Raw genomic sequence first — 26,947 nt, 5'->3', positions numbered from 1 at the left:
CCGTGGGCGGACGCCCGTCCACCCCGGCGCAACGGAAGGGGCCGACGTGAGCGAGCGGCACGGGCACAGGCATGCGCACGAGCACGGGCACGGGCATGGGCATGGGCAGAGGGACGGGCGCGGGCACGGGAACGGGGGCGGGCATCACCGGGGACATGCGCACGAGCATCCGCACCACCGGCCCTCCGCCGTGTCCTCCCTGCGGCACCGGCTCTCCCATCTCCTCACCCCGCACTCCCACGAGAGCGCCGACAAGCTCGACGCGGCCCTGGAGTCCTCGGCCCGGGGCCTGCGCGCGCTGTGGGTCTCGCTGGCGGTGCTGGGCGTCACGGCGGCCGTCCAGGCGGTCGTGGTGGTGCTCTCGGGCTCGGTGGCCCTGCTCGGCGACACGGTGCACAACGCGGCGGACGCACTGACCGCCGTACCGCTGGGCATCGCGTTCGTGGTGGGCCGGCGGGCGGCCACCCGCCGCTTCACCTACGGCTACGGGCGCGCGGAGGACCTGGCGGGCCTAGCGATCGTCCTGACCATCGCCGCGTCGGCGGCCTTCGCCGGGTGGACGGCGGTCGAGCGGCTGCTGGACCCCCGGCCGGTCGAGCACGTCGGCGCGGTCGCGCTGGCGGCGCTGGCCGGTTTCGCGGGCAACGAGTGGGTGGCCCGGTACCGCATCCGGGTCGGCCGCTCGATCGGCTCGGCGGCGCTCGTGGCGGACGGGCTGCACGCCCGCACGGACGGCTTCACCTCACTGGCCGTGCTGCTCGGCGCGGGCGGTTCGGCGCTGGGCTGGCAGCTCGCCGACCCGGTGGTGGGGCTGGCGATCACGGCCGCGATCGCGCTGGTGCTGCGGGACGCGGCGCGGGAGGTGTTCCGGCGGGTGCTGGACGCGGTGGACCCGGCGCTGGTCGACCGGGCCGAGCGGGCCCTGCTGGAGGTCGACGGGGTGCGCGGGGTGGGCGAGTTGCGGCTGCGCTGGATCGGGCACCGGCTGCGGGCCGAGGTCGCGGTCGTCGTGGACGGCGAGGCGACCGTACGCCGGGCGCACGCGATCGCCGTGCACGCGGAGCACGCGCTGCTGCACGCCGTCCCCCGGCTCACCGCGGCCCTGGTCCACGCGGATCCGGCACCGGTACCGGGCGCGACAGATCCCCATCTGCCTCTCGCCCACCACACGCCGGCCTGAGAGCACCGCCGGCCCCCGCGCGGGACCGTCAGCCCCCGGCCCTTCCGACACCACCGCGCGGGACGGACAGACACCGAGCCCGTCCGCCACCACCGCACCCCGGACCGTCAGACCCCGAGCCCGTCCAGTACCACCGCGCCCGGCAGCTCGGTGAACGCCTTGCCCGGGACGAGGAGCTTGCCGCGGCGGCGGCCGCTGCCCACCAGGACCCAGGGCAGGTCGACCACGGCGGAGTCCACCAGGACCGGCCACGCGGCCGGGAGCCCGATCGGGGTGATCCCGCCGTACTCCATGCCGGTCTCCCCCACCGCCGTGTCCATCGCCGCGAAGGACGCCTTGCGGGCACCCAGATGCCGGCGGACCACGCCGTTGACGTCGACGCGGGTGGTGGACAGCACGACACACGCGGCGAGGGTGGTGTCCCCGCCGCGCTTGCCGGCGACCACGACGCAGTTCGCGGACTTCTCCAGCAGGTCCCGCCCGTAGTGCTCGACGAAGACCGCCGTGTCGGCCCACTCCGGGTCGGTGTCGACATAGAGGATCTGGGAGGCGGGCACGCTGCCGCCCCAGTGGCGTACGGCGTCGGCGACCGGGGCGGTCAGCTCGTCGAGGCAGTCCGGGACGGGAGTCGCGGTGTCGAACTCTCCGATGGGTGCGCGCATGCCCGCACGCTAACAAGATCCGCCCGCCTGGGGTGCCCGCGTCTCAGCGCACGGGCGGGACGGAGACGGCCAGTACCCACTCGGCCGGGACCTCACCCGAATTGCCGTAGGTGTGCGGGGCGTTGGCCTCGAAGGTCACGCTCGCACCGGCCGGGACACGGTAGTTCTCGCCCTCGACGGTGAGCGTCAGTTCGCCCGCGACGACGTGGATGATCTCGAACGTGCCCGCCGGATGCGGATCCGAGGAACTGCTCTCGCCCGGCATCAGCTTCCACTCCCACATCTCCAGCGGGCCGGGCGCCTCGGTGCCGGCGAGGAGTCTGCTGTAGCTGCCGGCCTCGGTGTGCCACAGCCGCACGACCTGGTCGGCCGGCACGACCCGCACCTGCGGTCCCTGCGCGTAGTCGAGCAGGGTGGTCACGCTGATGCCGAGCGCGTCCCCGATCTTGACGACCGTCCCGATGCTCGGGTTGGTGCGGGCCTGCTCGATCTGGATGAGCATGCCCCGGCTGACCCCCGCACGGGCCGCGAGCACGTCCAGAGTGAAGCCGCGCACCGCACGCCAGTGCTTGACGTTGCGCGCCAGAGACTGGGTCAGCAGGTCGAGATCCGCCACATTCCGTCCAATATTATGGATGACTAAGTTCACTGTGTTGCACTACGGTGGATGTACCCGATGATGCATCGAACTGTACTGCGAGGAACCGTGACCGCACTCTTCGCCCTGGCCACCAGCCTGCTGTGGGGCCTGGCCGATTTCGGCGGCGGGCTGCTGACCCGCCGGGCCCCGGCGCTCACGGTCGTCATGGTGTCCCAGTCGATCGCGACCGTCGTCCTCGGCGTGATCGTGATCGCCACCGGCGGCTGGAGCGAGGCCGGCCCCCGGCTGTGGTTCGCGGTCGCCGCCGGACTGGTGGGCCCGGTGGCCCTGCTCTCCTTCTACCAGGCCCTGGCCCTCGGCCCGATGGGCGTGGTCTCCCCCCTGGCCACCCTGAGCGTGGCCGTCCCCGTCTCGGTCGGCCTGTTCCTCGGCGAGCGCCCCGGCCTCCTGCAGATCTCGGGCATCGCGGTCGCCGTGCTGGGTGTGGTCCTGGCGGGCGGCCCCCAACTGCGCGGCGCGCCGGTGCAGCGGCGGGCCGTCCTGCTCACCCTGGTCGCGGCGCTCGGCTTCGGCACCGTGTTCGTGCTGATCACCGAGGCGTCGACGAGCCCCACCGGCCTGTTCCTCGCCCTGTTCGTGCAACGCCTGACCAACGTGGCGGCGGGTGGGGTCGCTCTGTACGCCGCCGTCCGGCGCGGTGCCCCCGCGCTCCCCGAGGGCGGACTGCGGCCGGCCGCGCTGCCGGTGTACGGGTTCGTGGGGCTCGCCGACGTCGCCGCCAACGGCACCTACGCGGTCGCCGCCCAGCACGGCCCGGTCACGGTCGCCGCCGTGCTCGCCTCGCTCTACCCCGTGGTCACGGCCCTCGCCGCCCGCGGCTTCCTGCGCGAGCGGCTGCGCGCGGTCCAGGCGGCCGGTGCGGGACTGGCCCTGCTGGGCACGCTGCTGCTGGCGACCGGCTGAGTCAGCTCCCGGGCTCCAGCCGGGCGAGCTGCTCCACGGTCTCCTCGTCCAGTTCGGCCAGCGCGACCAGCTGGTCCGGGGTGACCCCGTCCGGGATCGGGACCGGTGCGGGCGTCCGCAGCGGCGGCTGCCAGCCCTCACCGGGAGTCCAGCGTCGTACGACCTTGGCGGGCGCGCCCGCGACGACGGAGTGGTCGGGCACGGTCCCGCGCACCACGGCCCCCGCCGCGACGACGACGTTCCGCCCGATCTGCGCCCCCGGCAGGATCACCGCGCCGGTGCCGATCCAGCAGCCGGACCCGATCCGCACCGGCTCCATACGCGGCCACTGCTTGCCGATGGGCTCGTGCGGGTCGTCGTAGGAGTGATTGGTGGACGTCACGTAGACGTACGGTCCGAAGTAGCAGTCGCTGCCGATGGTGACCGTCGTGTCGGCGATGACATGGCTGCCGCGGCCGAGGACGACACCGTCGCCGATGCGCAGGATCGGGTCGGGCCCGAGGTCGAGGTCGGGCATCAGACCGGCCGTCAGGGTGACCTGCTCGCCGACGATGCAGTGCGAGCCGATGTGGATCCAGGGTTCGCCGAAGACCGTGCCCAGCGGGAAGGCGAGCCGGGTCGCCGGGCCGATCGAGCCGAAGCGCAGCCGGCCGGGGCGCTCGGCGGTCACGGAGCCGGTGCGCTGCACCCACGCCCAGCCCGCGTGGACGGCGCGCTGCGCGAGGCGGCCCCGCCAGGATGAGAACGTGTTCTTGCGCTTCGGCACCCGCTCACCGTACTCAGCGCGTGCCGCCGGGATACGGGCCGGGGCCTGTGATCTTCGCCCCACCGGCTGGCGTACGGTACGACGGACATGCGGGCATGAATCCATGAGGCCATGAGGCCATCAACCCACTGGGCCATCACGGCGTTAGGGAGACGGTGAGACGGTGACGACGCACAAGGCGCTGATCGTGGGCATCGGCGGCAGGGAACCCAAGGTCGACGCGGAGGCGTTCGTGGCGCCGACGGCCTCGGTCATCGGGGACGTGACGCTGGAGGCGGGGGCGAGCGTCTGGTACGGCGCGGTCGTGCGCGGGGACGTCGAGCGGATCACCGTCCGCCGCGACGCGAACATCCAGGACAACGTGACCCTGCACGCGGACCTCGGCTTCCCCGTGACGGTCGGTGAGCGGGTCTCCGTCGGCCACAACGCGGTCGTCCACGGCGCGACCGTCGGCGACGACTGCCTGATCGGCATGGGCGCGACGGTCCTGAACGGCGCGGTGATCGGCGCGGGTTCCCTGGTCGCGGCCCAGGCCCTGGTTCCCCAGGGGATGGAGGTACCGCCGGGTTCCCTGGTCGCGGGCGTCCCGGCGAAGGTCAAGCGGGAACTGACGGAGGAGGAGCGCCAGGGCGTCACGCTCAACGGCACGCTCTACGCGGACCTGGCCAAGGCCCACAGCGAGATCCACGGGTAGGCCGACCGGTCCAAGGGGCGCGCGGAGCCGCACTGTGCGGCTCCGCCGCGTGGGCGCGACCGGCCTGCACGAACCCGCGCCCGACTACTCGGCGGCCCCCACGGCCTCCGGCTCGACCTCCTTCGCCGCGCGCTTCGCCTTGCGCTTGATGACGAGGAACGACGTCAGCCCGATCAGCACGGCCGCCACCAGCCCCAGGTACGAGAACCTCTTCAGCCAGGACTCCGCGACCACGCCCACGTAGTAGATGACGGCGGTGGTCCCGCCCGCCCAGATGATCCCGCCGAGCACGTTGGCGATGAGGAACTTCCAGTAGGGCATGTGCAGCACGCCCGCGAGCGGCCCGGCGAAGATCCGCAGCAGGGCGATGAAGCGGCCGAAGAACACGGCCCACATGCCCCACTTCTCGAAGGACCGCTCAGCCGTGGCGATGTGCCCCTCGCCGAAGTGCTTCGGGAACTTCCTGCCCAGCCAGGCCAGCAGCGGACGTCCGCCCTTGCGGCCGATGGCGTAGCCGATGGAGTCACCGATCACCGCACCGGCGGAGGCGACCGCCCCGAGGACGATCGGGTTGACCCCGGCGTGCTGGGAGGACAGCAGCGCGGCCGAGACCAGGATGATCTCGCCGGGCAGCGGGATGCCCAGGCTCTCCAGCCCGATGACCAGGCCGACCACGGCGTACACGGCCGCCGCGGGCACCGTGTCGAGCCACTCCTGCACGTGCACCGGCGGGCCTCCCCTTCGCCATTCCCTCGGACGTTCCTCGAACATCGCCTGCTGCCGGGAAGCCTACCGGTTCGCCCCGGCGCGGCCGGGCGCGTGGTGGAGCGGCCTGCACCGTGGACCGGGGAGCAGCGCCCCCGCCGTCGTACCGCCGCCGTCATCGCCTCAACCGCCGCGGCGCTCGCGCTGACCAGCAAGCTAGTGCCGTGACCGGGCGATCGAGGACTGCCAGCGGCACCGGCAGCGCCACCGCCGCTGATACCGCCCCCGGTATCGGCACCGGCACGTCGAGTCCGGTAGCGGGAGTGGCTCACGGCTCCCGCAGCACCGCACCTGGGCGGCCCTCCTCTCGAAGTCCCCCGTAGGCGCGGCGGGTCGCGGCGGGGGCGGCGTGGCGGCACGGGGCGCGGGCGGCGTGGGGCCGGTCTCGTGGGAGAGCGGCGGGACCGGTGGTCCGGCCGACGGCCCCGCCCCGGGTACCGCCGCCTCGAACTCCCACCGCTGCCCCGGCGAGCCGTTCCGCTCCGTGACGACGGCCTTCGTGCCGGCCTTCCCGGGACCGGGGGCGGCCAGCAGACCGCCGTCGCGGCGCAGCAGGAGTTCGCCGCGCACGGTCAGGTCGAAGAGGGCCTCGCCGGAGTGGACCGTGCAGCCGGCCAGCGCGACCGATGCCCGACCGGGGTCGGCGGCCGGACAGAGGGCCGGGGCGGCGGCACTGCGCAGCAGACCGTCGTCCTGGTACGACCACTGCTGGGAGGCGGCCGAGGAGCAGACCGTCAGGACGGCCGCCGCCCCGGACACGGCCCTGCCGCCCGCCACGTCGAGGCAGCGCCCGGTCGCCGGACGGCGCAGCCGGCCGTGGGCGGGCGCGCCGGAACGGGTGGCGGAGGCGGTCGAGGGGGAGCCGGACGGCGCGGGCTCCTCGTGGCCGGAGGTGCGGGCGCCCGGCGCGGCGGGCGTGCCGGTGGCGCTCCGTTATGTGATCACCCATTCCAGTGCTAGACGTGACGGGCATGCTCTTCCTGAAGGATGTCTCGACATCGTGGAGCACCCGCTACCTGGACGCCGCCGTTGCCCAGCTCCGCGCCGAGGGCCACGAGACACGGGACGAGCACGTGGCCCGGCTCTCCCCGCTCAATGACCGGCACGCCAACTTCCCGGGGCCGCTAGGAGCGCGTCTCAGTAACGGGCAAGCAGCTGGGTGCATCCAGCAAGGCAGTCGATCCGACCTGCCGGGACGCAAGGTCGGATTCCCGCCAGCAACATTCGCCTTCTTTCGGGAGAGTCGGCGACGGCTCGCGATCCTGATCGCGGACCCGTTCAGCTGACACCCTGCGAGAGGAAAACGAATGCACGTGGACCCCGGACTCAAAGTGCTGTACTTCGGGACGCCGGTCGTACTGATCAGCTCACGTAACGAGGACGGCACCGCGAACCTCGCGCCGATGTCCTCCGCGTGGTGGCTGGGCCAGTCCTGCATGCTCGGTCTCGACAACAGCAGTCAGACGACCGCGAACCTGCTCCGCGAGGATGAATGCGTGCTCAACCTGCCCTCATCGGCGATGGTCGACGCCGTGGACCGGATCGCGCTCACCACCGGGAAACCGGCCGTGCCGGACCACAAGGCAAAGCAGAGCTACCGATACGAACCGGACAAGTTCTCGGCCGCACAGCTGACTGAGCAGGAATCGGAGCTGGTCCGGGCACCACGGGTCGCGGAATGTCCGATCCAACTGGAGTGCAGGGTCGTCTCGTCTCATCCTTTTGGCAGCCCCGGCTCCTATGCCACGGCCTTCCAGGTCGAGGTCCTTCGCGCCCATGTCGAGGAGGAGTTGGTCATCCCGGGAACGCACTATGTGGATCCACGCGGCTGGGATCCACTCATCATGAAGTTCTGCGAGTTCTTCGGCGGTGGACGCAACGTTCATCCCTCGAAACTCGCTGAAGGGTGGAACATGCCGCATCAGCTCCAGTCGGCGGCCGTCTGAGCTGGTACCACCTGGCAGTAACCTGCTTGCATTTCATGATCATTCATGCGGGATGATCCTGGTATGCGCGACAGAAACGGGCTGTTCGACGAGGTCGAGCTGGTTGAGAGGAAGCGGGCACAAGGCCGTCCAGCGGCGGCGGGCAAACGGTTCCGGGCGTTCGACCCGCGTCAGGTCCTGCTGCTGCCGCCGTCACTGGACGACTGGCTGCCTGAGGGGCACCTGGCCCGGTTCGTCGCCGACCTGGTCGACGAGGTCCTCGACCTCTCCCCGGTCCTGGCCGGCTACACCGAAAGGCGCGGCTTCCCGCTCTACGACCCGCGGTTGATGGTGCGCCTGCTGATCTACGGCTACACCACCGGGGTCCGCTCGTCCCGAGCGATCGAGCGTCGTTGCGTGGACGATGTCGCGTTCCGCTTCCTGGCTGTCGACCAGGCCCCGGACTGCCGGTCGATCGCCCGGTTCCGCCGCCGCCACCTGGACGCCCGCGCGGATCTGTTCCTCCAATCGCTGCACCTCGCGCAGAAGCTCGGCATGGTCAAGATGGGCCGCTCGCCCTGGACGGCACGAAACTGGAGGCGAACGCCTCCAAGCACAAGGCGATGAGCTACGGCCGCCTGGTCGACAAGGAGGAGCGGATAGAGGCCGAGATCGCCGAACTGGAGGCCAAGGCCGCCGCTCTGCTGGCCGACGCCGAGGCCACCGACATCGCCGAGGACCAGGCCTTCGGTATGACGGCAAGGACACCGACCTGCCCGCCGAGCTGGACCGGCGCGAGAAACGCCTCGCCAGGCTGCAGGCCGCCCGCGCTCAGATCGAGGCCGAGGCCGCCGACAAGGCCCGAAAGCATGCCGAGGAGAAGGAACGCTGCCGCCAGCAGCGTGTCGGTACCAGCGACGAGCAGGCCGTCACCGACGCGGGCGAGCAGGCCTCCGCGAAGGCGAGGCCCAAGCCGAAGGCCCAGGCCAATTTCACCGACCCCGACTCGCGGATCATGAAGAAGGCGACGGCGCCTGCATCCAGGCCTACAACGCCCAGGCCGTCATGGACGAGGCCCAACAGGTCATCACCGCCGCCGACGTGACCACCAACGCCTCCGACGCGCTGAACTACACCAGCATGCTCGACCAGTCTGCCCGCAACACCGGCCACCACCCCAAGCAGGCCCTCGTCGACGCCGGATACTAGACCAACCTCGAAGCCGCGACGGACCGCCGGTTCTCCTGCGGCACCGACACGTTCATGGCCACCGGTCGCCTCGGCCACGACGAACAGGTCTCGCCCGTACCCCGCGGACGCATCCCCAAGAACGCTACTCTGAAGGAGCTCATGGCCCGCAAGCTGCGGACCAAGCCCATCGGCTGACCGACCCCGGCTGGCCCCCCCCTCCAGGCAGACTCCCAGGCCATCAAGCCCTCCGCCCCGCCCCGGAGGGAACCGCCCAGGCGCCCGCGACCGATCCCAGCGATCAAGACCACCGGGTCAGTTGCCCGTTACTGACCCACGCTCCTAGCTGGGGTCCCGTACTGGTGGGCTCGCGTCGCCAGTTCCCCAAGGAAGCCAGCCCGCTTGCAACCGTGGTTCCGGGGGACGTATCGGCTGCAGTCACCTTCGACCTCCGGCGGCGGCGAGGGACACGACCCTCTTCCCGTTCATCACTCTACGTATTCACTAGCCGAGGGGCACACCTCCTCCAAAGACCCCTCGGGCCCGTCATCCGCCCGCGCCGCTCAGCCGTTGGGGCGCAGGGTCCAGACGACGGTCATCTCGCCGGTGACGGCGCCGTCGGCGCGCCGGATCTCGATCTCCACCGGGAACTCGGGACGCGCCCCCGCGTCGAGTTCGGCGACGACCTCGGCGGCCGGGCGGCCCAGGGTCGCCGTGGCGGTGACGGCCCCCATCGCGAGCTTCCGGTACGCGATCTCGGCGCGCACGGCGAGCGGCACGGCACGCGAGAGCTGGTCCCCGAACGCGGCCAGCACGATCGCGCCGCTGGCGGACTCACCGAGCGTGAACATCGCACCGGCGTGCGGGCCGCCCACGTGGTTGTGGAAGTCGCCCTGGTCCGGCAGGGCGACCACCGCGCGGTCCCGGCCGGTCTCCACGAACTCCAGGTTGAGGGTCCGGGCCATGGGCACGGTGGCGGCGAGCATCTCGCCGATGGACATCTGGTCTGCGCTCATGCCGCGATGTTACCCATGAGTAGCCTTCCTGGCCAGAGTCGGCCCGGCCGGCTCCGGCGAGGGGCGGTGGCCACGGCGCGTCCGGGGCGGCACTAGGGTTTCTGGCCATGTGGCCAGGAAACCAGCCGCCCGGGGGAGAGCAGAACCCGCAGGCGCAGAACAATCCGTACCAGCAGCCCGGATACCAGCAGCCGAATCCGTACCAGCAGCCCGGCTATCAGCAGACCGGGCAGCCCGGCACCCCGCAGCCCCACCCCCATGGCCCGCAGCCGCAGTGGGGTGCCCCGACGGCCGTGGGCGGACCTCAGCCCGCACCCGGCGGCGGGGGCGGTGGGGACCGCACGAAGCTGGTCGCGATCATCGCCGCCACGGCCGTGGTCGTGGCCGCCGGTGTCACCGGCTATCTGGTGCTGGGCGCCAAGGACGACGGCAAGGGCGTGGTGGCCAAGGGCAGCGAGAGCCCCTCGGCGTCCGCGTCCGCCGCCGCGTCCACCGGCACCGGCACCGACGACAACCCGCGTGACAACGAGGAGGAGAAGGCGACGATCCCGGGCTGGAAGGTCGTGGTGAACCCCAAGTGGGGGCTCGCCTTCGACGTGCCGGCCGACTGGGAGGTCGAGAAGCCGGGCGTCGGCCGCGGCTTCGAGTGGGAGGACAAGAAGGAACCCAGCGGCTACGGCTCGATCCTGATGTCGGGGGTCGCCGAGTACAAGTCCCAGTGGTGCGGCACGGACAGCGACAAGGACGGCAAGACCGACTACACGGCGCTGGCGATGGTCGGCACCAAGGGCGCCGAGGGCGCCAAGAACACCGACGAGATCGCCGTCAACACCCCGGCGTGGTGGGTCTTCGGCGGCTACACCGAGCCGGACAAGAAGAGCCTCACCTTCGACGAGAAGGCGACCCCGTTCACCACCGCCTCCGGCATCGAGGGCAGCTACGCCTGGGCGCAGTCGACGAACACGCCCCAGAAGGGCAAGTGCGACAGCGACGGCAAGGCGATCACGTTCGGTTTCAAGAACTCCAAGGGCGACTACGTGTCGTGGAACTGGTTCGGCGCCAAGGGCGTCAAGGACGAGGTCCCGAAGGCGACGGTCATGCAGATCCTGAGCACCGTGCGCTGGCACGGGGAGCCCACGGCGAACTGAACGGGCGGCCGGCCCCCGGGCGCGCGTCCGACGGACGATCCGTCACTCCGTTTGGCCCGCCGGGGCTACACCGCCCGCACCCTGAGCGCGGCCGTGGGTGGCGCGGCGGAGTGCGGCGCGCTGAGGCCGGACCGGTCAGCCGATGCCGAACGCCCCGTCCGGTGGCACGGGGGACGGTACGGCGTCCTCGTCCCGTACCGGACGCGCGTCGCCGATGAACCGCCGTAGCCCGGGGCCGTGCTCCACCCGGGCGGGGAACGCGTCCGCGGCGGTGCGGCGGGCCAGTGCGGTCACGTCGACGGGGTGGTGCGCGGCGACGAGGACCGCGTTGCCGAACCGGCGGCCGCGCAGCACGGCCGGTTCCGCGATGAGCAGGAGTTCCTCGAACACGGCCGCGAAGGTGGCCAGTTGGGAGCGGACGAAGCCGAAGGGCGCCGCGTCGGCGAGGTTGGCGAGGTAGACGCCGTCGTCCCGCAGGACCCGGCCGGCCTCCCTGGCGTAGGCCAGGGAGGTCAGGTGCGCGGGGACCCGGGAACCGCCGAAGACGTCCGCCACCAGGACGTCGGCCGAGTCCCCGGGCGCCGCCTCCAGCCAGGCGCGGGCGTCGGCCGGGTGCAGCGCGACGCCGGAGCCGGCCGGGAGCGGCAGCTGCTCGACGACCAGCTCCAGCAGCGCCCGGTCGGCCTCGACGACGTCCTGCCGGGAGCCCGGCCGGGTGGCGGCCACGTAGCGGGGCAGGGTGAGCGCCCCGCCCCCGAGGTGCAGCACGTCCAGGGGCAGACCGGGCTCGGCCACGACGTCGAGCACATGCCCGAGGCGGCGCGCGTACTCGAACTCGAGGTGCTCCGGCTCGTCGAGATCGACGTACGACTGCGGCGCGCCGTCGACCGTCAGCAGCCAGGCCCGCTCCCGGTCGACGTCGGGCATGAGCTTGGCGGTGCCGTGGTCGACGGCGCGGCTGACGGGTAGGGACTCCACCCGTTCATTGTGCCTGGTGGGCGGAGCCGCCCCAGGGGCTCGGGGTGGGGCGGGCCCCGCTCACAGCACGGCCGTCCCCGCTCACAGCACGGCCGTCACCGTGCCCGCCCCCACGGTCCGTCCGCCCTCCCGGATCGCGAACCCGAGCCCCGGCTCCAAGGGCATCTCGCGCCCCAGCTCGACGGTCATGTCGACCCGCTCCCCCGGGCGCGCGAACCCCGCCGCCCCCAGGTCCACGTCCCCCACGACGTCCGCGGTGCGCAGGTAGAACTGCGGCCGGTAGCCGGTGGCGATCGCCGTCGCGCGGCCCCCCTCGCGGGCGGAGAGCACGTACACCTGCGCGGAGAACCGCCGTCGCGGCACGACGCTGCCCGGCGCCGCCACCACGTGGCCGCGCCGTACGGCGTCCCGTGGCACGCCCCGCAGCAGCAGCGCCACGTTGTCCCCGGCCTGGGCCTCCTCCATCGGCTTGCCGAAGGTCTCCAGGCCGGTGACGACGGACTCCAGCCCGGCGCCGACCACGTCGACGCGGTCACCCACCCGCACCGTGCCGCGCTCGACGGCGCCGGTGACGACGGTCCCCCGCCCGGTGATGGTGAGGACGTTCTCCACGGACAGCAGGAACGGCGCGTCCAGATACCGCTCGGGCATCGGCACGTACGTGTCCACCGCGTCGAGCAGCGCCTCGACCGACGCCGTCCAGCGCGGGTCGCCCTCCAGGGCCTTCAGCCCCGACACCCGTACGACGGGGGCGGCGTCGCCGCCGTAGCCGTGCGCGGTGAGCAGGTCGCGGACCTCCAGCTCGACGAGTTCGGCCAGTTCGTCGTCGGCGCGGTCGGCCATCGTCAGCGCGACGACGATGTGGTCGACGCCCACCTGCCGGGCGAGCAGCACGTGTTCGGCGGTCTGCGGCATGATCCCGTCGAGCGCGGAGACGACGAGGATCGCCCCGTCGAGCTGTGCGGCGCCGGTGACCATGTTCTTGACGTAGTCGGCGTGGCCCGGCATGTCGACGTGCGCGTAGTGCCGGGTGTCGGTCTCGTACTCGACGTGCGCGATGTTGATGGTGATGCCGCGGGCGGCCTCCTCGGGGGCCCGGTCGATGCGGTCGAAGGGCACGAAGGTGCCGGCGCCGCGGTCGGCCAGGACCTTGGTGATGGCGGCGGTCAGGGTGGTCTTGCCGTGGTCGACGTGCCCCATGGTGCCGATGTTGAGATGCGGCTTGGTGCGTACGTACGCGGTCTTGGACATGGCGGTACCTCGAAGCGTCTGCGTGGAAGATCTCCGTGGGGAGAGGGGACCCCGGGGGGAACCGGCCGACCCTCCCCCTGCGGGGTCCGCCGGACGATCCGGGGAGGGTCAGCTTCGGGCGCCGTCGACAGCGGCCGGGTGCGGCGGGACGGCAGCCTTCGGAGCATCCGCGACGGCGGATGCGACGAGGAAGAAGGCGTACCGGAACATGGTCCCGATCCTCGCCGATGGTTCGTTCGGCGTCGAATGGTTTTCGGGCGGCGGGAACGCGGAGGGGAAGGGGCGGTTCGGTGCGTGTCGTCCGGGAGGTGGGGCAGCCGGGCGGGCTGGGCCGCATCTGCCGGACGCGCAGCGCGTCGTGAGCGAGCGGTGTCACCGTCCACTCGCACAGTGCCGAGACGACCCGGGTGACCGTCTCCTCCGGGGTGGTGATCGAGTGCGGCGGACAGCACCAGCTGCCGACCGGGCCGCCGTCGAAGTCTCCCTCGTCGAGCGCCCAGCGCCAGCCGGCGGCCCAGTGTCCGTAATGCTCTACCAGCGCCTGAGACATCGCGTCGGAGCTGGTGCGGCCCGGACCGCGTGCTGATCTACGACGTGGCGGAGCACATCGCGGGCGCGCTGCGGCCGGACGACGGCAGTCGGGTCCCCGCGGCGTTGCCCGATCATCTCGAGCGCTGGCTCGAGGTGCGGGAAGCCGTGCCGTGGCGGGAGGCGTCGGGCAGCGGCGAGGACGGGCCGGTCACCCCGGCCTCCGACGGGGCGGCGGACTCCGTCCGTACCTTCGACTGCGTCCTGGACCCCGCCCGCGGGGCGGGCCCGCTCGCCGCGCTGGAGCGCGCTGGAGCAGGTGCGGGCCGACGCGGCACGCGGCGCCGTGCTCGACTTCGAGCTGCTGCGCGGCTGGCAGCGGCACGTTCTGGGCACCCCTGAGCTGCCGGACCTCCGCAGCCTGCCCGCCTTCGCCGAGAAGGGCCGGGAGCGCTACGGCGTCGGCCCGGACACCCGCGCCCGCCTGGACGCCTGCCGGGCGGAGAGCGCCGCGAGCGGCGACCGGCCGCTCCCGTTGACCGCCCGCGCCGCCCGGGCCTGTCTGGACGTGTGCTTCTTCCACCCGTTCGACGACGGCAACGCCCGCTCCGCCTTCCTGACCCTGGTCTTCGTCCTGGCCCGTGAGGGAATCTCGCTCGACCGTGTCGCCCTGCTCCGCCGTGTCTCCTTCCGTGCCGACGCGCCGGAGGACGGCCTGATCCTCGCCCGCTCCATCGACACGCACCTCACGGCGACCCGTCGAGGCGCCGTGGGGCACAAGAATTAGTGGAGCCGGCCGCCGGCGCCGATGTTCCTGAGTGCCTCACGGACCGTCAGCGGGGCGAAGCGGCCGCGCTCGTGGGCGAGGAAGGTGCGGACGGCCTCCGGGTCGGTCTTGGCGTACTCGCGCAGGCACCAGCCGATCGCCTTGCGGATGAAGAAGTCCGGGTGGCCGGACTGGTGCAGACAGTAGGCGAAGAGACGCTCGGTGTCGGTGCGGTCCTTGTAGCGGAGCTGGTGGAGCAGGGCCGTGCGGGCGATCCAGAGGTCGTCGTCGGCGATCCAGTCGTCCATCGCGGCGGTGAGCCGGGGGTCGGCGGCGACGAGGGCGCCGACGACGTGCGCGGCGAGCAGGTCGACCGTGTCCCACCAGGAGGTCGTGGTGATCAGCCGGCGGGCGACGGGGAGGAACGCCGACGAGCAGCGTCCGGCGTACCGGCGCAGGTAGTCGACGGCGAAGTAGTGGTACTCGCGCTCCGGCAGGGCCCAGCAGCGCAGCGCCACGGCCGTGCAGTCGGTCTCGGTGGGCCGGGGCGTGCCCGCGAGGACCGTCCGGGACAGGGCGCGGCGCTCGGGGGTGGGCAGGCCGAGGAAGGGGGCCACGTCCTTCATGTACGCCCGCATGGCGTCGGCCCGGACGGGGTCGGCCGCGCCCGCGTACACGGCGGTGAGGCGTTCCAGCAGGGTGTCGGCGAGGGCGCTGTGCGGTACGTCGGTGGGACCCGCGCCGGAGTCGGTCATGAGACGAACCATACGGCGATCACACATGTCCGTCGGTTACTGTCGCGGGATGCTCGATGCCACCACCCGCTCTGGGGGCACCGCCGCGGCCACTCCCCGGGCCGCCGCCACGGAGCTCCTGGTTCCCGTGCCCCTCGTCACCGCCGCCGCGCCCGCGCCCGCCCGTCCCCTGGCGCGCCTCGGCAGAATGCTGCTGTCGCCCTGGTCCCGGTTCGCGCTGCTCGTCGCCCTGCTCGCGCTGGCCGGTTCGAGCGTGCTGCTGTTCGAACCCCAGAGACTCCTCGCGGACGGCTGGCCGCCCCAGGTGGGCGGGGTGATGGCTGCCGTGGTGTTCGCGGCGGCGTACGGGCTGTGCACGGTCGCGTTCGTGCCGCGGCCGCTGCTGAACCTGGCGGCGGGGGCGGTGTTCGGCTCGGCCGTCGGGCTCGGCGCGGCGCTGGTGGGCACCGTGCTGGGCGCGGGGCTCGCGTTCGGCCTCGGCCGGGTGCTGGGGCAGGACGCGCTGCGGCCCCTGCTGCGCGGCCGGCTGCTGAAGGCGGCGGACGGTCAGCTGAGCCGGCACGGGATGCGCTCGATGCTGGGGGCGCGGCTGTTCCCGGGGCTGCCGTTCTGGGGGGTGAACTACGCGGCGGCCGTGTCCCGGATGCGCTGGACGCCGTACCTGGTCGCGACCGCGCTGGGCTCGATCCCGAACACGGCCGCGTACGTCGTCGCCGGCGCCCGGGCGTCGGCCCCGACGTCCCCGGTCTTCCTGATCGCGCTGGCCTCGATCGCCCTGCCGACGGTGGCGGGCGCGGTGATGGCCTGGCGCAAGCGCCACCACCTGCGTCGCCGGTGAGCCGTCACACCGATTCGAGGATCATCGCGTTGGCCAGTCCGCCCGCCCCGCACATCGTCCGGAGGCCGTAGCGGGCGCCCCGTCCGCAGGCACCGGGGTGGCCGGTGTCCGGGCCGACGGCGGCCCAGGTGCAGTGATCACCGGTGCGCTCGGCGGCCGTCCGGGTGCGGGCGGTGCCGGTGGCGTCAGCCCTGCGGGTACACGTCCAACCGCCCGCACATCCCGAACTTCCCGTGCTGGGAAGGCTGTTCGGCCCGTACGACGGCGTCGGCGAGGTGGCCCGCGTCGCCCCGTGCCAGCCGGTCGAGCTGCTCCCCCGTGGCCTCGGCCGCCGCCAGCGCACCGCGCCGCCAGCGTGCGCGCCACGCGTCGATCCGGGGCCGTACGAGCGCGGCGGCTGCCCGGTGGAAGGCGGCCAGCCCCTCGGGGGCCTCCCGCAGCGCGCGGTACCCCTCCAGCGCGAGGTCGCGCCGGGCGCGGGCGATCCGGGCCTGCTCCTCCTCGGGGGCGTCGGCCGGGATCGTGGTCGCGGCGGCGTACGCGCGCGGGTCGGCCAGGTACTCCGGGGGCAGGGTGAGGACCGCGTCGCCCGCCTCCGGAAGGCCGCCGTTCTGCATCAGCACCGTGATCCTCAGCCCGCCCTCGTCGACGAGCCGGTGGACGGTGCCCGGGGTGAACCAGGCGACGGTGCCGGGCGCCAGGGGCGTGACCTCGTACCCGGACGCGGTCAGCGTCTGGACCGCGCCCCGGCCGCCCGTGACGACGTACGCCTCCGAACAGGCCAGGTGCAGATGGGGGGTGCCGCCGCGCAGACCGTCGGCGGCCGGCCAGTCGTACACGCACAGGTGCGAGAGCGCGACACCCCCGGGCAGCCCGCCGTACCCGGTCACCACGGGTGGGTGTCCAGGTACTTGACGATCTCCTCCCGCTCCCAGGCGCCGGCGGCCACGACCACGCGGTAGCGGCGGGTGAGGGTGTCGCCCGGGGCGAGTTCCAGTTCGTCGAAGAAGGACCAGGACGGGGCGATGCCCGCGAAGGGCTCGTTGCGGACGAACCAGTGCGCGGGGTGGGCGCCGTGCGCGCCCGCGTGGTCGTTCTCGGGGGCGTGCGCGAAGACGACCGTGGCATGGCCGTCGGTGCCGTCGTGCTCGCCGGAGAGGGCGAGCCAGGGGCTCTGCGAGGCCATGAGACCGGGCCCCTCGCCGTCGGGGCCGATGATCCGGCCGTCGCGGAAGGCGCGCGGTCCGCGCCAGAACAGGCCGGTGTAGCCGGCCAGCTCACGTCCCGCGGTGGTGGGGCTGCCGAAGCGCAGCGGCTCGTCGCGCCGGTTGGTGATCGCGCTCGTCCAGGTGAGCGCCCAGGAGCCGGACTCGGGGTCCACGTCGTGGATCTCGATCCGGCGGCTCTCCTCGGCCCACAGCTCGCCGCTGTGCGGGTGCCAGGTCAGCCGCTCGGCGATCACGGCCCGTCCCTCTCCGGCGGAGACCTCGTCGAACCCCGCGTGCGCCATCGAGCCGACCCGTTCGGGGATCGCGACGTACCCCTCGCCGTGGACGTACGAGTTGCCGCCCCACAGGTTCGCGCCGGAGAGGTGCGAAGCGGTCAGCGACAGCCCCTTGTGCCAGCGGTGGTCGTTGGGCCGGTAGTCGGTGACGACGTCGCCGGCGAGGGTGCGCAGCGGGTGCAGGTACGGCCGGGGCGCCTCCCAGGCCGCCTCCGGACGGTAGACGTAGGCCAGCAGCTCCACACCGGTCGCCGGGTCGGTCACGGTGATCCGGTCGCCGTGCGCGTGGACGAGGCGGAGGGCGCCGCTCATGCGGGCACCTCCACGTCCGCCGCGGCCGTGCGGGGCGCCCAGCCGGGGGCTCCGCCGTGCAGGGCCGTGTAGTACGGGTCGCCGGGGCCGATCTCCCCGCGCCTGACCGTGGTGTCCGTGAAGGCGGACTTGTACAGCGAGGTGATCAGCTCCAGGCTGGTCCGCCCGTCGGCGCCGCTGCTGCGCGGCCGCTCACCGGCGCGCATGCTGGCGACCAGCTCGCGCAGCTGCGCCAGGTGCGAGCTGGGCACGTCCGTGCCGAAGTCCTGCCAGGCGGCCACCTCGTCGCCGGTCGCACCGGGGGCCGGGGTGATGCGCCAGTCGGTGTTGGAGTGGCCGTAGAGGTGGGTGAGCTCGACGGTGGCACGCTCGCAGTCGATGCGGATACGGCTGACCTCGTCGGGGCTCAGGACGCTGTTGACGACCGTCGCCAGCGCGCCGTTGTCGAACCGGAGCAGGGCCGTCGACACGTCCTCGGTCTCGACGTCGTGGACGAGCCGGCCGGCCATGGCGCGCACCTCGCGCCACGGCCCGAGGATGTCGAGCAGGAGATCCATCTGGTGGATCCCGTGTCCCATCGCGGGGCCGCCGCCCTCGGTCTGCCAGCGGCCGCGCCAGGGCACGGCGTAGTAGGCGGTGTCGCGGTACCAGGTGGTCTGGCAGTGCGCGACGAGCGGCCGCCCGAGGGCGCCGTCGGCGAGCAGCCGCTTCACATGCCGGGTGCCGGAACCGAACCGGTGCTGGAAGACGATCGAGGCGTACGGCCCGTGCTCCGCGCCTTCCTCGGCCTGGACGGCGTCGTAGTCGGCGAGGGTCGGCACCGGCGGCTTCTCGCACCACACCCAGGCACCGGCGCGCAGCGCGGCCACGCTCTGCTCGCGGTGCAGGGTCGGCGGGGTGCAGATGGTCACCAGATCGGGGCGCTGCTCGGCGAGCATCCGGTCGAGGTCGGTGTAGGCGTGCGGAACCCCGCCCTCCGCGCAGAACGCCTCGACCGCCGCGGCATCGATGTCAACGGCCGCGACCACCTCGGTCTCGCCCTCCGCGGCGAGCTGCTGGAGAGCCGAGAGATGGGAGCCGCGGCCGATGGCACCGGTCCCGACGACGGCGGCCCGGACCGGACGTCCGGAGAGCGGTGTGGTGGGGGACATGGGCGTGATCAGCACTCCTCCGAGGTACGGCCCGAAGGACCGGTGAGCGGCAAACGGAGCAGCAAGCACGCTCAGCAAGCGCTTTCCGCTCGGCAGCAACGTATGCGGCGCCCCTGGGGCCGGTCAACCATCCGCGGTTGTGGTCGCCTCCGGGCGGGGGACGACTGCGCCGGGTGGGAAGGGTGGGACGGGTGGTCGACGCCGGTGCCGGGCGCAGGTGGCCGGGAGAGGTGCCTCGGGGCTGCTCGGGGGCAGGGGTGGGGAAGGTCCCGGGGAGCGGCGCGGGCCCCCTTCCCCGGCGCCTGCCAAACCCCTGTGGCGGGGCTGTCTTCGGGGACCGCTACGCTTCCCCTGGCACACCCTTGATCACCGCGCGCGGGCGGCCGTCGCCCGTCGCCCCGCTCCGATCGGCGCTTGGACTCCTTAACCTCATGTCTTGGTTTGAATCGCTCATCCTCGGACTCGTCCAGGGGCTGACCGAGTTCCTCCCCGTCTCCTCCAGCGCGCACCTGCGGCTCACCGCAGCCTTCTCGGGCTGGAAGGACCCCGGCGCCGCCTTCACGGCGATCACCCAGATCGGCACGGAGGCAGCGGTGCTGATCTACTTCCGCAAGGACATCGGCCGGATCATCGCCGCGTGGTCGAAGTCCCTGTTCGACAAGACGATGCGCAAGGACCACGACGCCCAGATGGGCTGGCTGGTGATCGTCGGCTCGATCCCGATCGGTGTGCTGGGCCTCACGCTCAAGGACCAGATCGAGGGCCCGTTCCGCGATCTGCGCGTCACCGCGACCATGCTCGTGGTGATCGGCGTCGTCATCGGCATAGCCGACCGGCTGGCGGCGCGTGACGAGACGGGCGGGAAGCACCGCGCGCCCAAGCAGCGCAAGCAGCTGGAGGACCTGGGTGTCCGGGACGGTCTGATCTTCGGTCTCTGCCAGGCCTGCGCGCTGATCCCGGGCGTCTCCCGCTCCGGCGCCACCATCAGCGGAGGCCTCTTCATGGGCTACAAGCGTGAGGCGGCGGCCCGTTACTCGTTCCTGCTGGCCATCCCTGCCGTCCTCGCCTCCGGGACCTTCGAGGTGAAGGACGCGCTGGAGACCGGCCATGTGGCCTGGGGCCCGACGCTGTTCGCCACGGTCATCGCGTTCGCGTCCGGTTACGCCGTGATCGCCTGGTTCATGAAGTTCATCTCCACCAAGTCCTTCATGCCGTTCGTGTACTACCGCGTCGCCCTCGGCGCCGTGATCATCGCCCTCGTCGCCACCGGCGCGCTGAGCCCGCACGCGGCGGAGTCGGCGGGCTGAGCCGGGGCCCTTCGAACTCCCGGACGGAGCCGTCCGGTTGATCGATCAACCGTGACCAAGCCCATAACGGTTCCCGTGACGGGGGCATGGCGCGCTGTCAGCTGCTCGCCCTACGCTGACAGCCATGTCCCCCAATTCTGATGCCCCTGGTTCCGTGCGGTCCGCTTCCGAGGTGAACGAGCGGATCCGCTCCCTGTGGCTGCGCACGGGCGGCTCGCTGTCCGCCCAGGAGCGGGAGGAGTACGAGCTGTTGGTGGTGGAGTGGGCCGCGGCGATCCGCGGCGAGGTGGTCACGGCGGCCTGAGCACCGGCCACCGGCCGGGCGAGGCCACCGGCCGGGCGAGGCCACCGGCCGGGCGAGGCCACCGGCCGGGCGAGGCCACCGGCCGGGCGAGGCCACCGGCCCTCAGTCCGCCACCGCGGGAACGGCCGCCCCTGCGGGCTCCCGGCCATCCCCGTCCTCTCCGTCCGCTCCGTTCTCTCCGTTCTCTCCCTCTTCCGCCCTCTGCAGGTTCTCCTCGTCCCCCTCGGCCCGAGGCGACTCGCCGAGTTGCTCCCGTACGTAGTTCCAGACCACCCCGATCAGCGCGGCGACGGGAACGGCCAGCAGGCTGCCCACGATCCCGGCGAGACTGCCGCCCAGTGTCACCGCGAGCAGGATGACCGCGGCGTGCAGCCCGAGCCCACGGCTCTGGATCATCGGCTGGAACACATTGCCCTCCAGCTGCTGCACCACGACGATGATCCCCAGCACGACGAGGGCGTCCGTCGGACCGTTCGACACCAGCGCGATGAGCACGGCCACGAAACCGGCGAACAGGGCTCCCACGATCGGCACGAACGCCGAGACGAACGTCAGCACCGCCAGCGGAAGCACCAGCGGTATTCCGAGGATCCACAGCCCCAGGCCGATGAAGACGGCGTCGAGCACGCCGACGAGCGCCTGGGAGCGGACGAAGGCGCCCAGGGTCTCCCAGCCGCGCAGGGCGACGATGGGCACGTCGGTGGCGAACCGGCCGGGCAACTGGCGGGTGAGCCAGGGCAGGAAGCGCGGGCCGTCCTTGAGGAAGAAGAACATCAGGAAGACCGCCAGGAGGGCGGTGACCACCCCGTCGACCACCGTGCCCACGCCGGAGGCGACCGTGCCGACCAGACTGCCGACGCTGTTCTGCACGCGGTCGACCGCCGCGTCGAAGGCGCCGGCGATCTGGTCGTCACCGATGTTCAGCGGCGGCCCCTCGGCCCACTCGCGCATCCTCTGCATCCCGGCGACCACACCGTCGGTCAGTTCCCCGGACTGCGAGGCGACCGGTACGGCGATCAACGCCAGGATGCCCAGCACGACCAGGACGAACAGCAGGGTCACCAGCGACGCCGCGGCGGCCGGCCGCCAGCCGCGCCGGCGCAGGAACCGCGTCGGCGGCCAGGTCAGGGTGGTGAGGAACAGGGCGACGGTGAGCGGCCACACGACCGACCACATCCGGCCGAGCACCCACAGCGCCACCGTGAGCATCACGAGGACCAGCAGCAACTCACCGGAAACACGGGCCGATCCACGCAAGGCGGCACGGCTTCTCGCGGAACTCAACGGGGCAGGCATGGGATCACCCTAGGGCCGGGCTGCGAGCCGGCTGTGTCCAGGGCCCGACGGCCCGGCCGTCGCCGGAGCGTGCTGTAGTACACCCACTGACGTGGAGCAGGGCAACGGGGCGGGAGGATCACGTTGATCGTCTGGGTGAACGGCGCGTTCGGCAGCGGGAAGACCACGCTGGTGGGCGAGTTACGGCCGCGCTGGCCCGAGGCACTGGTCTACGACCCGGAGATGGTCGGCTTCGTCCTGCGGAGGATCGTGGACGTGCCGACGGGCGACTTCCAGGACCTTCCTCTGTGGCGCCGCCAGGTCGCCGACCTGGCGGTGGGACTGGTCGAGGAGTACGGCCGCCCGGTCCTGGTGCCGATGACGCTGGTCGACCCCGGCTATGTGAGCGAGATCTTCGGCGCGTTGCGGAATGCGGGCATCGAGCTCCACCACTTCTTCCTGGACGTCCCCCGCCCGGAGTTGGAGAAGCGCATCGACGGCCGCTCCCTGGTCCCTGACGACCCCGAACGAGACGAACGGATCCGGAGCTGGGCCAAGGACCGCATCACGGCGTGCAGGGCGGCGGCCGACACGCTGCCCGCCGACACGGTCTTCCTGAACGGCACACTGCCCCCACGAGCCCTGGCCGACCAGGTACTGGCCCGAGTGGCACGCGCACACCCCTTGGCTCCGCAGCCGTCATGCCCAACACTCGGCCCATGACGCAGCGTGTGGAGCTCGCCACGGTGATGGACCGGCTGGCCGTCGACGAGCTGGTCACCGCGTACGCGGTGGCCGTGGACGACGGCGACTGGGCGGCGTACCGGGAACTGTTCACGCCGGACGGACGGGCGGACTACCGTTCGGCGGGCGGGATCGAGGGGGACGTGGACGGCGTCGCGACGTGGCTCGCGGAGAGTCTGGGGCTGTTCGCGATGCGGCAGCACCTCATCGTCAACCGGCGGGTGCGGTTCGGGGTCCTGGAGCAGGACACGGGTGACACCGCCCGGGTCGGCGCCGACTACGTCAACCCGATGCGGTTGGCGGGCCACGGGGACGAGAGCCACGGCGGGCCACCCGACTTCGTCTGCGGAGGGCGGTACTCCTTCGGGCTGCTGCGCACCCACGACGGCTGGCGGTTGCGTGAGGTGGTCGTCGAGGAGAAGTGGCGGCGCCTGCCGACGGCGTGACACCGGCCGCGCCCGAAAGAGTCCTGTCGGAGATCGTCCGCGGGGGCGCACACTGAAGGCACCACCGGGTAGGAGGTGCCGCATGAACGCGTCCGGCCACTGGCTCACCTCCCGTCCGGCCACGTCCCTTTGGCCTCCCTCCCCCGCCCTCCGCCTCCCCGCCCTCCGCCTCCCGGCTCCTCGCCTCCCCCTGGGGCCGCTCGGCCGTCGCCGCCGGGGCGGGGGCGCTGCCGGTGGCGGCCTTTCCGGCGCCCGCGCTGTGGTGGTGGGCGTACGTCGCGCTCGTCCCCTGGATGCTGCTCGCCCGTTCCGCGCCGAGCGGGCGGCGTGCGGCCCGGGACGGCTGGTGCGGGGGGTTCGGCTTCATGCTGGCGATGCATCACTGGCTGCTGCCGAGCCTGAACGTGTTCACGCTCGTGATCGCGGCGCTGCTCGGTGCCCTGTGGGCGCCCTGGGGCTGGCTGGTGCGTCGCTTTCTCGCCACAGGTGCGACCGGGACGCCCGGCCGGGGGCGGATCGGCGGTGCGCTCCTCGTACTGCCGTCCGCCTGGCTGGTCGTCGAACTCGTACGGTCCTGGCAGGGGCTGGGCGGGCCCTGGGGCATGCTCGGCTCCAGTCAGTGGCAGGTGGAGCCCGCGCTGCGGCTCGCCTCGGTGGGCGGGGTGTGGCTGCTGAGTTTCCTGCTGGTGGCGGTGAACGTGGCCGTCGCCGTGATCGTCTCCGTGCCCGGCTCGCGGACCCCGGCCCTCGCCGGACTGGTCGCGACGGCGGCCACCGCCTCGGCGGCGTGGGTGTGGGCGCCCCGCCCCGAGGTCGAAGGTCGGGCCCGGATCGCCGTCGTCCAGCCGGGCGTGGTGGACGGGGCCCAGCGCCGGTTCGACGTCGCGGAGCGGCTCACCCGGCGGCTGATCGGCCAGGACGTCGACCTGATCGTCTGGGGCGAGAGCAGCGTCGGGTACGACCTCGGGGAGCATCCGGAGCTGGCGGCGCGGACAGCGGAGCTGTCGCGGGCCACGGGTGCGGACATCCTCGTCAATGTCGACGCGCGCCGCTCGGACCGGCCCGGTATCTACAAGAGCGCGATCCTGGTCGGTCCGCACGGCCCGACCGGTGACCGGTACGACAAGATGCGGCTGGTGCCGTTCGGGGAGTACATACCGGCGCGTTCGCTGTTCGGCTGGGCCACCTCGGTCGGCAAGGCGGCGGGCGAGGACCGGCGGCGCGGCAGCGAGCAGGTGGTGATGGACATCGGGCCGGCGCTGCGGATCGGGCCGATGATCTGCTTCGAGACCGCGTTCCCCGACATGAGCCGGCATCTGGCGGAGGACGGCGCGGACCTCCTCGTCGCGCAGTCCTCGACGTCCTCGTTCCAGCACAGCTGGGCGCCCGCGCAGCACGCCTCGCTGGCCGCGCTGCGCGCCGCGGAGACCGGCCGGTCGTTCGTGCACGCCACGCTGACCGGTGACTCGGCGGTGTACGACGCGAGCGGGCGGCGCCTCGGCCCCTGGCTGGGCACGGAGGCGAGCACCGCGGCCGTGTACGAGGTCCCGCTCGCCGACGGCGTCACCCCGTACGTCCGCTACGGCGACTGGCCGGTCCACGGGGCCCTGCTGGTGCTGGTGACGCTGGGCCTGACGGAGGGGACGGCGGCGATCAGGCTGCGGCGGGGTGATCCCGCACCGCTCGGACCACCCGCTCGCACAGTTCATGGGTCGCCAGCGCGTCCCGGGCGCTGAGCACCTTGCCCGCCCGCACCGCGTCCAGGAAGGCCAGCACCGCCTGCTCCATGCCGCGCTGACGGGCCACCGGCACCCAGTCGCCGCGCCGTCGCACGCTCGGCTGGCCCTTGTGGTCGATCACCTCGGCGAGGTTGACGACCTGCCGCTTGGTGTCCTGACCGGAGACCTCGAGGATCTCCTCGTTGGAGCCGCTGAGCCGGTTCATCACACCGAGCGCGGTGAAGCCGTAGCCGGAGAGCTGGAGGACGACGTGGTGCAGCAGCCCGTCCTCGACCCGGGCCCGCACGGTGACGTCGTCGACCGGGGCCGGGGCCAGGAAGCGCAGGGTGTCGACGACGTGGATGAAGTCGTCGAGGATCATCGTGCGGGGCTCCTCGGGCAGTCCGACCCGGTTCTTCTGCAGGAGGATCAGGTCGCGCGGATGGTCGGCGCACTGGACGTAGCCGGGCGCGAAGCGGCGGTTGAAGCCGACGGCCAGGGACACGCCGCGCTCCTCGGCGAGTTCCACGAGCCGCTCGGAGTCGGTGAGCCGGTACGCCAGCGGTTTGTCGACGTACGTCGCGACGCCCGCCTCCAGCAGCCGGGCGACGATCTCGGGGTGGGCGCCGGTGGGCGCGTGCACGAAGGCCGCGTCGAGGCCGGTGGCGAGCAGCGCGTCGAGGTCGCGGTGACGCCGGTCGGCGGGCAGCCGGTAGGCGTCGGCGATCCGGTCGAGCGTGGCCGGCGTACGGGTCTGCAGGTGCAGCTCGATCCCGGGCAGCGCGCCGAGGACCGGCAGGTACGCCTTCTGCGCGATGTCTCCGAGTCCGATGCAGCCGACCTTCACGGGGCGCTCCCTCACCTCGAACCGCGTGCCTCCCCCGCAGCATACGGGGGCCGCGGGGGCCGCCGACCAGCCGCGGGCGGGAGAGCGACGTCACCTGCGGTGGGCCCATGACCTCCCTGCGGGGGACGTGTTCACCCGTGCGGGGCAACCTGCGGCCGTCCGATGTCACGCGCAGGGCCGGAACCAGCAGAGTTGCGCGGGTGCAGCGAACCACGACGACAACCGCGGCGCTCCTGGTGATGGCCCTCGCGGCCCTCTCCGGCTGCGTCACCGTCCAGCGCCCGCCCGTGCCCGGCCCGCCCGCCGCCGGGCCGTCGGCGCCCCGTCCGAAGGCGGATGCCGAACCCCAGGTCGTGCAGGCGCCGGCCCGTGAGGCGCTGGAGATGGTCGGTCCGGACACCCGGGAACGGGCGGCCACAACGCTTCGGCAACGGCACCGGCCGGCCCCGGCAGCCGGCCCGGACGGACCCGGTCCGGCGCACCGGGCCCACCCCCAGCACCCGCGCCCCGCCCCGGCGCACCCGGCCCCGCGCCGGCACGTCCCCCCGCACGCCGGTGTCCCGGACGTCGGCGCCGACCTCCGCCGGACCACCGATGTGTGCGCCCTGGGCAGGAAGTACGGCGGCTGGCGCAACGACAGCCCGGAGGCGGTGGCCTGCCGCCAGGTGTACGGCGGCCACCGCTAGTGCCGTGACCGCCGCAGGCACTGGAAGCGTCCTGAAGATCTTGAAATCGCGCCCGACTTGCACCGGTTCATAGTGATTGACATTTACTGGCAATCCGGGGCGAGCCAGGCGGCCGGAGCAAGATCTTCATCAGACTCCTAGCTCTCCGCTCCGCCCTCACCCAGGCGGAGTTCCATCCTGGTGATCGCCGCCCGCACGCCGTCGCCGTAACTGTCGTCCCCGAGGACGCCGGCCGCCCCGCGTGCCCTGCGCACATGGGTGCGGGCGGCACCGGCGCGGCCGAGCCGGACGTAGTCCGCCGCCAGGTTCAGATGGAGCGAGGGGTACAGGGCCCGTACGGCGGGCGACTCCTCGTGTTCCTCGGCCGCGGTGAGGGCCCTCAGGTCCCAGGCCAGTTCGTCGAAGGGGTCGTCCTGGGTGTCGGCCAGGTAGTGCGCGAGGGTGCAGCGGTGCAGCGGATCGCCGTCCTCGCCCAGCTCGGTCCAGAGTTCGAGGAGTCTGCGGCGGGCCTCCTCGCGGTCTCCCCCGTGGTGCAGCATGACGACCTGCCCGATCCGCGTCAGCAGGGCGTCGGGCGCCGTCTGTTCCTGTCGCTCCGCCACCGCGTCCTCCTTCGCGTCCTCGCGACG

Annotated in this window: 30 protein-coding genes and 1 pseudogene; 16 read left to right on the top strand and 15 right to left on the bottom strand. The window is 72.8% G+C overall.

Annotated features, from left to right (window positions below; genetic code table 11):
• Positions 1 to 190 precede the first annotated feature (190 nt).
• Complete coding sequence (locus tag U5640_RS38385; RefSeq protein ID WP_340383703.1) at positions 191 to 1,180, top strand: cation diffusion facilitator family transporter; 990 nt, start codon at positions 191 to 193, stop codon at positions 1,178 to 1,180.
• Positions 1,181 to 1,287: 107 nt separating this feature from the next.
• Here U5640_RS38385 and U5640_RS38380 read toward each other — a convergent pair whose 3' ends face one another.
• Positions 1,288 to 1,842, bottom strand: coding sequence for a YbaK/EbsC family protein (locus U5640_RS38380; protein ID WP_340383701.1), 555 nt, complete (start codon positions 1,840 to 1,842; stop codon positions 1,288 to 1,290).
• Between the two features lie 43 nt (positions 1,843 to 1,885).
• The gene (locus tag U5640_RS38375; protein WP_340383699.1) at positions 1,886 to 2,458 is read right to left on the bottom strand and encodes an XRE family transcriptional regulator; all 573 of its coding nucleotides are present in this window, start codon (positions 2,456 to 2,458) and stop codon (positions 1,886 to 1,888) included.
• Between the two features lie 90 nt (positions 2,459 to 2,548).
• Here U5640_RS38375 and U5640_RS38370 point away from each other — a divergent pair, with 90 nt between their 5' ends.
• Positions 2,549 to 3,406: an EamA family transporter gene (locus U5640_RS38370; protein ID WP_340383697.1), complete on the top strand. Its 858-nt coding sequence runs from the start codon at positions 2,549 to 2,551 to the stop codon at positions 3,404 to 3,406.
• Position 3,407: 1 nt separating this feature from the next.
• Here the strand turns inward: U5640_RS38370 and U5640_RS38365 are convergent, their stop codons facing one another.
• Complete coding sequence (locus U5640_RS38365) at positions 3,408 to 4,172, bottom strand: acyltransferase (RefSeq protein WP_340383695.1); 765 nt, start codon at positions 4,170 to 4,172, stop codon at positions 3,408 to 3,410.
• Positions 4,173 to 4,335: 163 nt separating this feature from the next.
• Between U5640_RS38365 and U5640_RS38360 the strand changes: the two genes are divergently transcribed.
• The gene (locus tag U5640_RS38360; RefSeq protein WP_340383693.1) at positions 4,336 to 4,866 is read left to right on the top strand and encodes a gamma carbonic anhydrase family protein; all 531 of its coding nucleotides are present in this window, start codon (positions 4,336 to 4,338) and stop codon (positions 4,864 to 4,866) included.
• A gap of 84 nt (positions 4,867 to 4,950) precedes the next feature.
• Here U5640_RS38360 and U5640_RS38355 read toward each other — a convergent pair whose 3' ends face one another.
• Both U5640_RS38355 and U5640_RS38350 read right to left on the bottom strand, forming a co-directional pair.
• Complete coding sequence (locus U5640_RS38355; RefSeq protein WP_340383691.1) at positions 4,951 to 5,592, bottom strand: DedA family protein; 642 nt, start codon at positions 5,590 to 5,592, stop codon at positions 4,951 to 4,953.
• Positions 5,593 to 5,787: 195 nt separating this feature from the next.
• A complete protein-coding gene (locus U5640_RS38350) occupies positions 5,788 to 6,441 on the bottom strand; it encodes an RICIN domain-containing protein (RefSeq protein WP_340385587.1) in 654 nt (217 codons plus the stop codon).
• Between the two features lie 161 nt (positions 6,442 to 6,602).
• Here U5640_RS38350 and U5640_RS38345 point away from each other — a divergent pair, with 161 nt between their 5' ends.
• The 3 genes and pseudogenes from U5640_RS38345 to U5640_RS38335 form a co-directional block, all read left to right on the top strand.
• Entirely contained in the window at positions 6,603 to 6,917 is a 315-nt protein-coding gene (locus tag U5640_RS38345; protein ID WP_340385585.1) for a Tn3 family transposase, read from the top strand.
• A gap of 21 nt (positions 6,918 to 6,938) precedes the next feature.
• Entirely contained in the window at positions 6,939 to 7,577 is a 639-nt protein-coding gene (locus U5640_RS38340) for a flavin reductase family protein (RefSeq protein ID WP_340383689.1), read from the top strand.
• Between the two features lie 63 nt (positions 7,578 to 7,640).
• Positions 7,641 to 8,933 (top strand): annotated as a pseudogene (locus U5640_RS38335) (transposase); the annotation flags it as partial.
• A gap of 374 nt (positions 8,934 to 9,307) precedes the next feature.
• On the opposite strand, the gene U5640_RS38330 reads toward U5640_RS38335, so the two are convergent.
• A complete protein-coding gene (locus U5640_RS38330; RefSeq protein ID WP_340385583.1) occupies positions 9,308 to 9,745 on the bottom strand; it encodes a DUF4442 domain-containing protein in 438 nt (145 codons plus the stop codon).
• 122 nt (positions 9,746 to 9,867) lie between these two features.
• Between U5640_RS38330 and U5640_RS38325 the strand changes: the two genes are divergently transcribed.
• A complete protein-coding gene (locus U5640_RS38325) occupies positions 9,868 to 10,908 on the top strand; it encodes a hypothetical protein (protein WP_340383687.1) in 1,041 nt (346 codons plus the stop codon).
• A 135-nt stretch (positions 10,909 to 11,043) separates the two neighbouring features.
• On the opposite strand, the gene U5640_RS38320 is transcribed toward U5640_RS38325, so the two are convergent.
• Both U5640_RS38320 and tuf read right to left on the bottom strand, forming a co-directional pair.
• Entirely contained in the window at positions 11,044 to 11,835 is a 792-nt protein-coding gene (locus U5640_RS38320; protein ID WP_340385581.1) for a fused MFS/spermidine synthase, read from the bottom strand.
• A 132-nt stretch (positions 11,836 to 11,967) separates the two neighbouring features.
• Positions 11,968 to 13,137, bottom strand: coding sequence for an elongation factor Tu (gene tuf, locus U5640_RS38315; protein ID WP_340383685.1), 1,170 nt, complete (start codon positions 13,135 to 13,137; stop codon positions 11,968 to 11,970).
• A gap of 579 nt (positions 13,138 to 13,716) precedes the next feature.
• Between tuf and U5640_RS38310 the strand changes: the two genes are divergently transcribed.
• Together U5640_RS38310 and U5640_RS38305 are read left to right on the top strand one after the other, a co-directional pair.
• Positions 13,717 to 14,067, top strand: a complete 351-nt coding sequence (locus U5640_RS38310; RefSeq protein ID WP_340383683.1) for a hypothetical protein — start codon at positions 13,717 to 13,719, stop codon at positions 14,065 to 14,067.
• The gene (locus U5640_RS38305) at positions 14,012 to 14,452 is read left to right on the top strand and encodes a Fic family protein (RefSeq protein WP_340383681.1); all 441 of its coding nucleotides are present in this window, start codon (positions 14,012 to 14,014) and stop codon (positions 14,450 to 14,452) included. Before U5640_RS38310 ends, U5640_RS38305 begins: the two co-directional genes overlap by 56 nt.
• Here the strand turns inward: U5640_RS38305 and U5640_RS38300 are convergent.
• Positions 14,449 to 15,186 (bottom strand): DNA alkylation repair protein, encoded by a 738-nt coding sequence (locus U5640_RS38300; RefSeq protein ID WP_340383679.1) that lies wholly within the window; start codon positions 15,184 to 15,186, stop codon positions 14,449 to 14,451. The two genes, U5640_RS38305 and U5640_RS38300, sit on opposite strands and share 4 nt — an antisense overlap.
• Before the next feature lie 49 nt (positions 15,187 to 15,235).
• On the opposite strand from U5640_RS38300, the gene U5640_RS38295 reads away from it, so the two are divergent.
• A complete protein-coding gene (locus tag U5640_RS38295; protein ID WP_340383677.1) occupies positions 15,236 to 16,024 on the top strand; it encodes a TVP38/TMEM64 family protein in 789 nt (262 codons plus the stop codon).
• Positions 16,025 to 16,209: 185 nt separating this feature from the next.
• Here U5640_RS38295 and U5640_RS38290 read toward each other — a convergent pair whose 3' ends face one another.
• The 3 genes from U5640_RS38290 to U5640_RS38280 are packed head-to-tail and all read right to left on the bottom strand — an operon-like array spanning position 16,210 to position 18,991.
• Positions 16,210 to 16,917 carry a cupin gene (locus U5640_RS38290; RefSeq protein WP_340383675.1) on the bottom strand — a complete coding sequence of 236 codons (708 nt, stop codon included), beginning with the start codon at positions 16,915 to 16,917 and terminating at the stop codon, positions 16,210 to 16,212.
• Positions 16,911 to 17,840, bottom strand: coding sequence for a PmoA family protein (locus U5640_RS38285; RefSeq protein ID WP_340383673.1), 930 nt, complete (start codon positions 17,838 to 17,840; stop codon positions 16,911 to 16,913). Before U5640_RS38285 ends, U5640_RS38290 begins: the two co-directional genes overlap by 7 nt.
• Positions 17,837 to 18,991, bottom strand: coding sequence for a Gfo/Idh/MocA family oxidoreductase (locus U5640_RS38280; protein ID WP_340383671.1), 1,155 nt, complete (start codon positions 18,989 to 18,991; stop codon positions 17,837 to 17,839). The genes U5640_RS38285 and U5640_RS38280 overlap by 4 nt, the downstream gene beginning before the upstream one ends.
• A gap of 431 nt (positions 18,992 to 19,422) precedes the next feature.
• Between U5640_RS38280 and U5640_RS38275 the strand changes: the two genes are divergently transcribed.
• Both U5640_RS38275 and U5640_RS38270 read left to right on the top strand, forming a co-directional pair.
• On the top strand, positions 19,423 to 20,298 hold the full coding sequence (locus tag U5640_RS38275) for an undecaprenyl-diphosphate phosphatase (protein ID WP_340383669.1): 876 nt from the start codon (positions 19,423 to 19,425) through the stop codon (positions 20,296 to 20,298).
• Between the two features lie 124 nt (positions 20,299 to 20,422).
• Positions 20,423 to 20,602: a hypothetical protein gene (locus U5640_RS38270; protein ID WP_340383667.1), complete on the top strand. Its 180-nt coding sequence runs from the start codon at positions 20,423 to 20,425 to the stop codon at positions 20,600 to 20,602.
• 102 nt (positions 20,603 to 20,704) lie between these two features.
• Here U5640_RS38270 and U5640_RS38265 read toward each other — a convergent pair whose 3' ends face one another.
• Positions 20,705 to 21,898 (bottom strand): AI-2E family transporter, encoded by a 1,194-nt coding sequence (locus tag U5640_RS38265; protein WP_340383665.1) that lies wholly within the window; start codon positions 21,896 to 21,898, stop codon positions 20,705 to 20,707.
• Between the two features lie 123 nt (positions 21,899 to 22,021).
• Between U5640_RS38265 and U5640_RS38260 the strand changes: the two genes are divergently transcribed.
• From U5640_RS38260 to lnt, 3 genes are all read left to right on the top strand, one after another.
• Complete coding sequence (locus U5640_RS38260; protein WP_340383663.1) at positions 22,022 to 22,600, top strand: AAA family ATPase; 579 nt, start codon at positions 22,022 to 22,024, stop codon at positions 22,598 to 22,600.
• Positions 22,597 to 23,067, top strand: a complete 471-nt coding sequence (locus U5640_RS38255; protein ID WP_340383661.1) for a nuclear transport factor 2 family protein — start codon at positions 22,597 to 22,599, stop codon at positions 23,065 to 23,067. Before U5640_RS38260 ends, U5640_RS38255 begins: the two co-directional genes overlap by 4 nt.
• Positions 23,068 to 23,300: 233 nt before the next feature.
• A complete protein-coding gene (lnt, locus tag U5640_RS38250) occupies positions 23,301 to 24,803 on the top strand; it encodes an apolipoprotein N-acyltransferase (protein ID WP_340383659.1) in 1,503 nt (500 codons plus the stop codon).
• Here lnt and U5640_RS38245 read toward each other — a convergent pair.
• Positions 24,721 to 25,632, bottom strand: coding sequence for a Gfo/Idh/MocA family oxidoreductase (locus U5640_RS38245; protein WP_340383657.1), 912 nt, complete (start codon positions 25,630 to 25,632; stop codon positions 24,721 to 24,723). The two genes, lnt and U5640_RS38245, sit on opposite strands and share 83 nt — an antisense overlap.
• Positions 25,633 to 25,832: 200 nt before the next feature.
• Between U5640_RS38245 and U5640_RS38240 the strand changes: the two genes are divergently transcribed.
• Complete coding sequence (locus tag U5640_RS38240) at positions 25,833 to 26,318, top strand: hypothetical protein (RefSeq protein ID WP_340383655.1); 486 nt, start codon at positions 25,833 to 25,835, stop codon at positions 26,316 to 26,318.
• A 137-nt stretch (positions 26,319 to 26,455) separates the two neighbouring features.
• On the opposite strand, the gene U5640_RS38235 is transcribed toward U5640_RS38240, so the two are convergent.
• A complete protein-coding gene (locus U5640_RS38235; protein WP_340383653.1) occupies positions 26,456 to 26,920 on the bottom strand; it encodes a hypothetical protein in 465 nt (154 codons plus the stop codon).
• Positions 26,921 to 26,947 lie beyond the last annotated feature (27 nt).

This window comes from Streptomyces sp. SS7 (genome assembly GCF_037993025.1).
Lineage (GTDB): Bacteria > Actinomycetota > Actinomycetes > Streptomycetales > Streptomycetaceae > Streptomyces.
Note: the sequence above shows the minus strand (reverse complement) of the source record. Positions and strands in the feature narration are given on the sequence as shown.

Excerpts from the sequence above, each read along its gene's own strand:
- U5640_RS38325 (WP_340383687.1), top strand. The coding sequence starts at position 9,868 with ATGTGGCCAGGAAACCAGCCGCCCGGGGGAGAGCAGAACCCGCAGGCG.
- U5640_RS38280 (WP_340383671.1), bottom strand. The coding sequence starts at position 18,991 with ATGTCCCCCACCACACCGCTCTCCGGACGTCCGGTCCGGGCCGCCGTC.
- U5640_RS38320 (WP_340385581.1), bottom strand. The coding sequence starts at position 11,835 with ATGCCCGACGTCGACCGGGAGCGGGCCTGGCTGCTGACGGTCGACGGC.
- U5640_RS38300 (WP_340383679.1), bottom strand. The coding sequence starts at position 15,186 with ATGACCGACTCCGGCGCGGGTCCCACCGACGTACCGCACAGCGCCCTC.
- U5640_RS38270 (WP_340383667.1), top strand. The coding sequence starts at position 20,423 with ATGTCCCCCAATTCTGATGCCCCTGGTTCCGTGCGGTCCGCTTCCGAG.
- U5640_RS38285 (WP_340383673.1), bottom strand. The coding sequence starts at position 17,840 with ATGAGCGGCGCCCTCCGCCTCGTCCACGCGCACGGCGACCGGATCACC.
- tuf (WP_340383685.1), bottom strand. The coding sequence starts at position 13,137 with ATGTCCAAGACCGCGTACGTACGCACCAAGCCGCATCTCAACATCGGC.
- U5640_RS38275 (WP_340383669.1), top strand. The coding sequence starts at position 19,423 with ATGTCTTGGTTTGAATCGCTCATCCTCGGACTCGTCCAGGGGCTGACC.
- U5640_RS38295 (WP_340383677.1), top strand. The coding sequence starts at position 15,236 with ATGCTCGATGCCACCACCCGCTCTGGGGGCACCGCCGCGGCCACTCCC.
- U5640_RS38330 (WP_340385583.1), bottom strand. The coding sequence starts at position 9,745 with ATGTCCATCGGCGAGATGCTCGCCGCCACCGTGCCCATGGCCCGGACC.
- U5640_RS38265 (WP_340383665.1), bottom strand. The coding sequence starts at position 21,898 with ATGCCTGCCCCGTTGAGTTCCGCGAGAAGCCGTGCCGCCTTGCGTGGA.
- U5640_RS38345 (WP_340385585.1), top strand. The coding sequence starts at position 6,603 with ATGCTCTTCCTGAAGGATGTCTCGACATCGTGGAGCACCCGCTACCTG.
- U5640_RS38380 (WP_340383701.1), bottom strand. The coding sequence starts at position 1,842 with ATGCGCGCACCCATCGGAGAGTTCGACACCGCGACTCCCGTCCCGGAC.
- U5640_RS38255 (WP_340383661.1), top strand. The coding sequence starts at position 22,597 with ATGACGCAGCGTGTGGAGCTCGCCACGGTGATGGACCGGCTGGCCGTC.
- U5640_RS38340 (WP_340383689.1), top strand. The coding sequence starts at position 6,939 with ATGCACGTGGACCCCGGACTCAAAGTGCTGTACTTCGGGACGCCGGTC.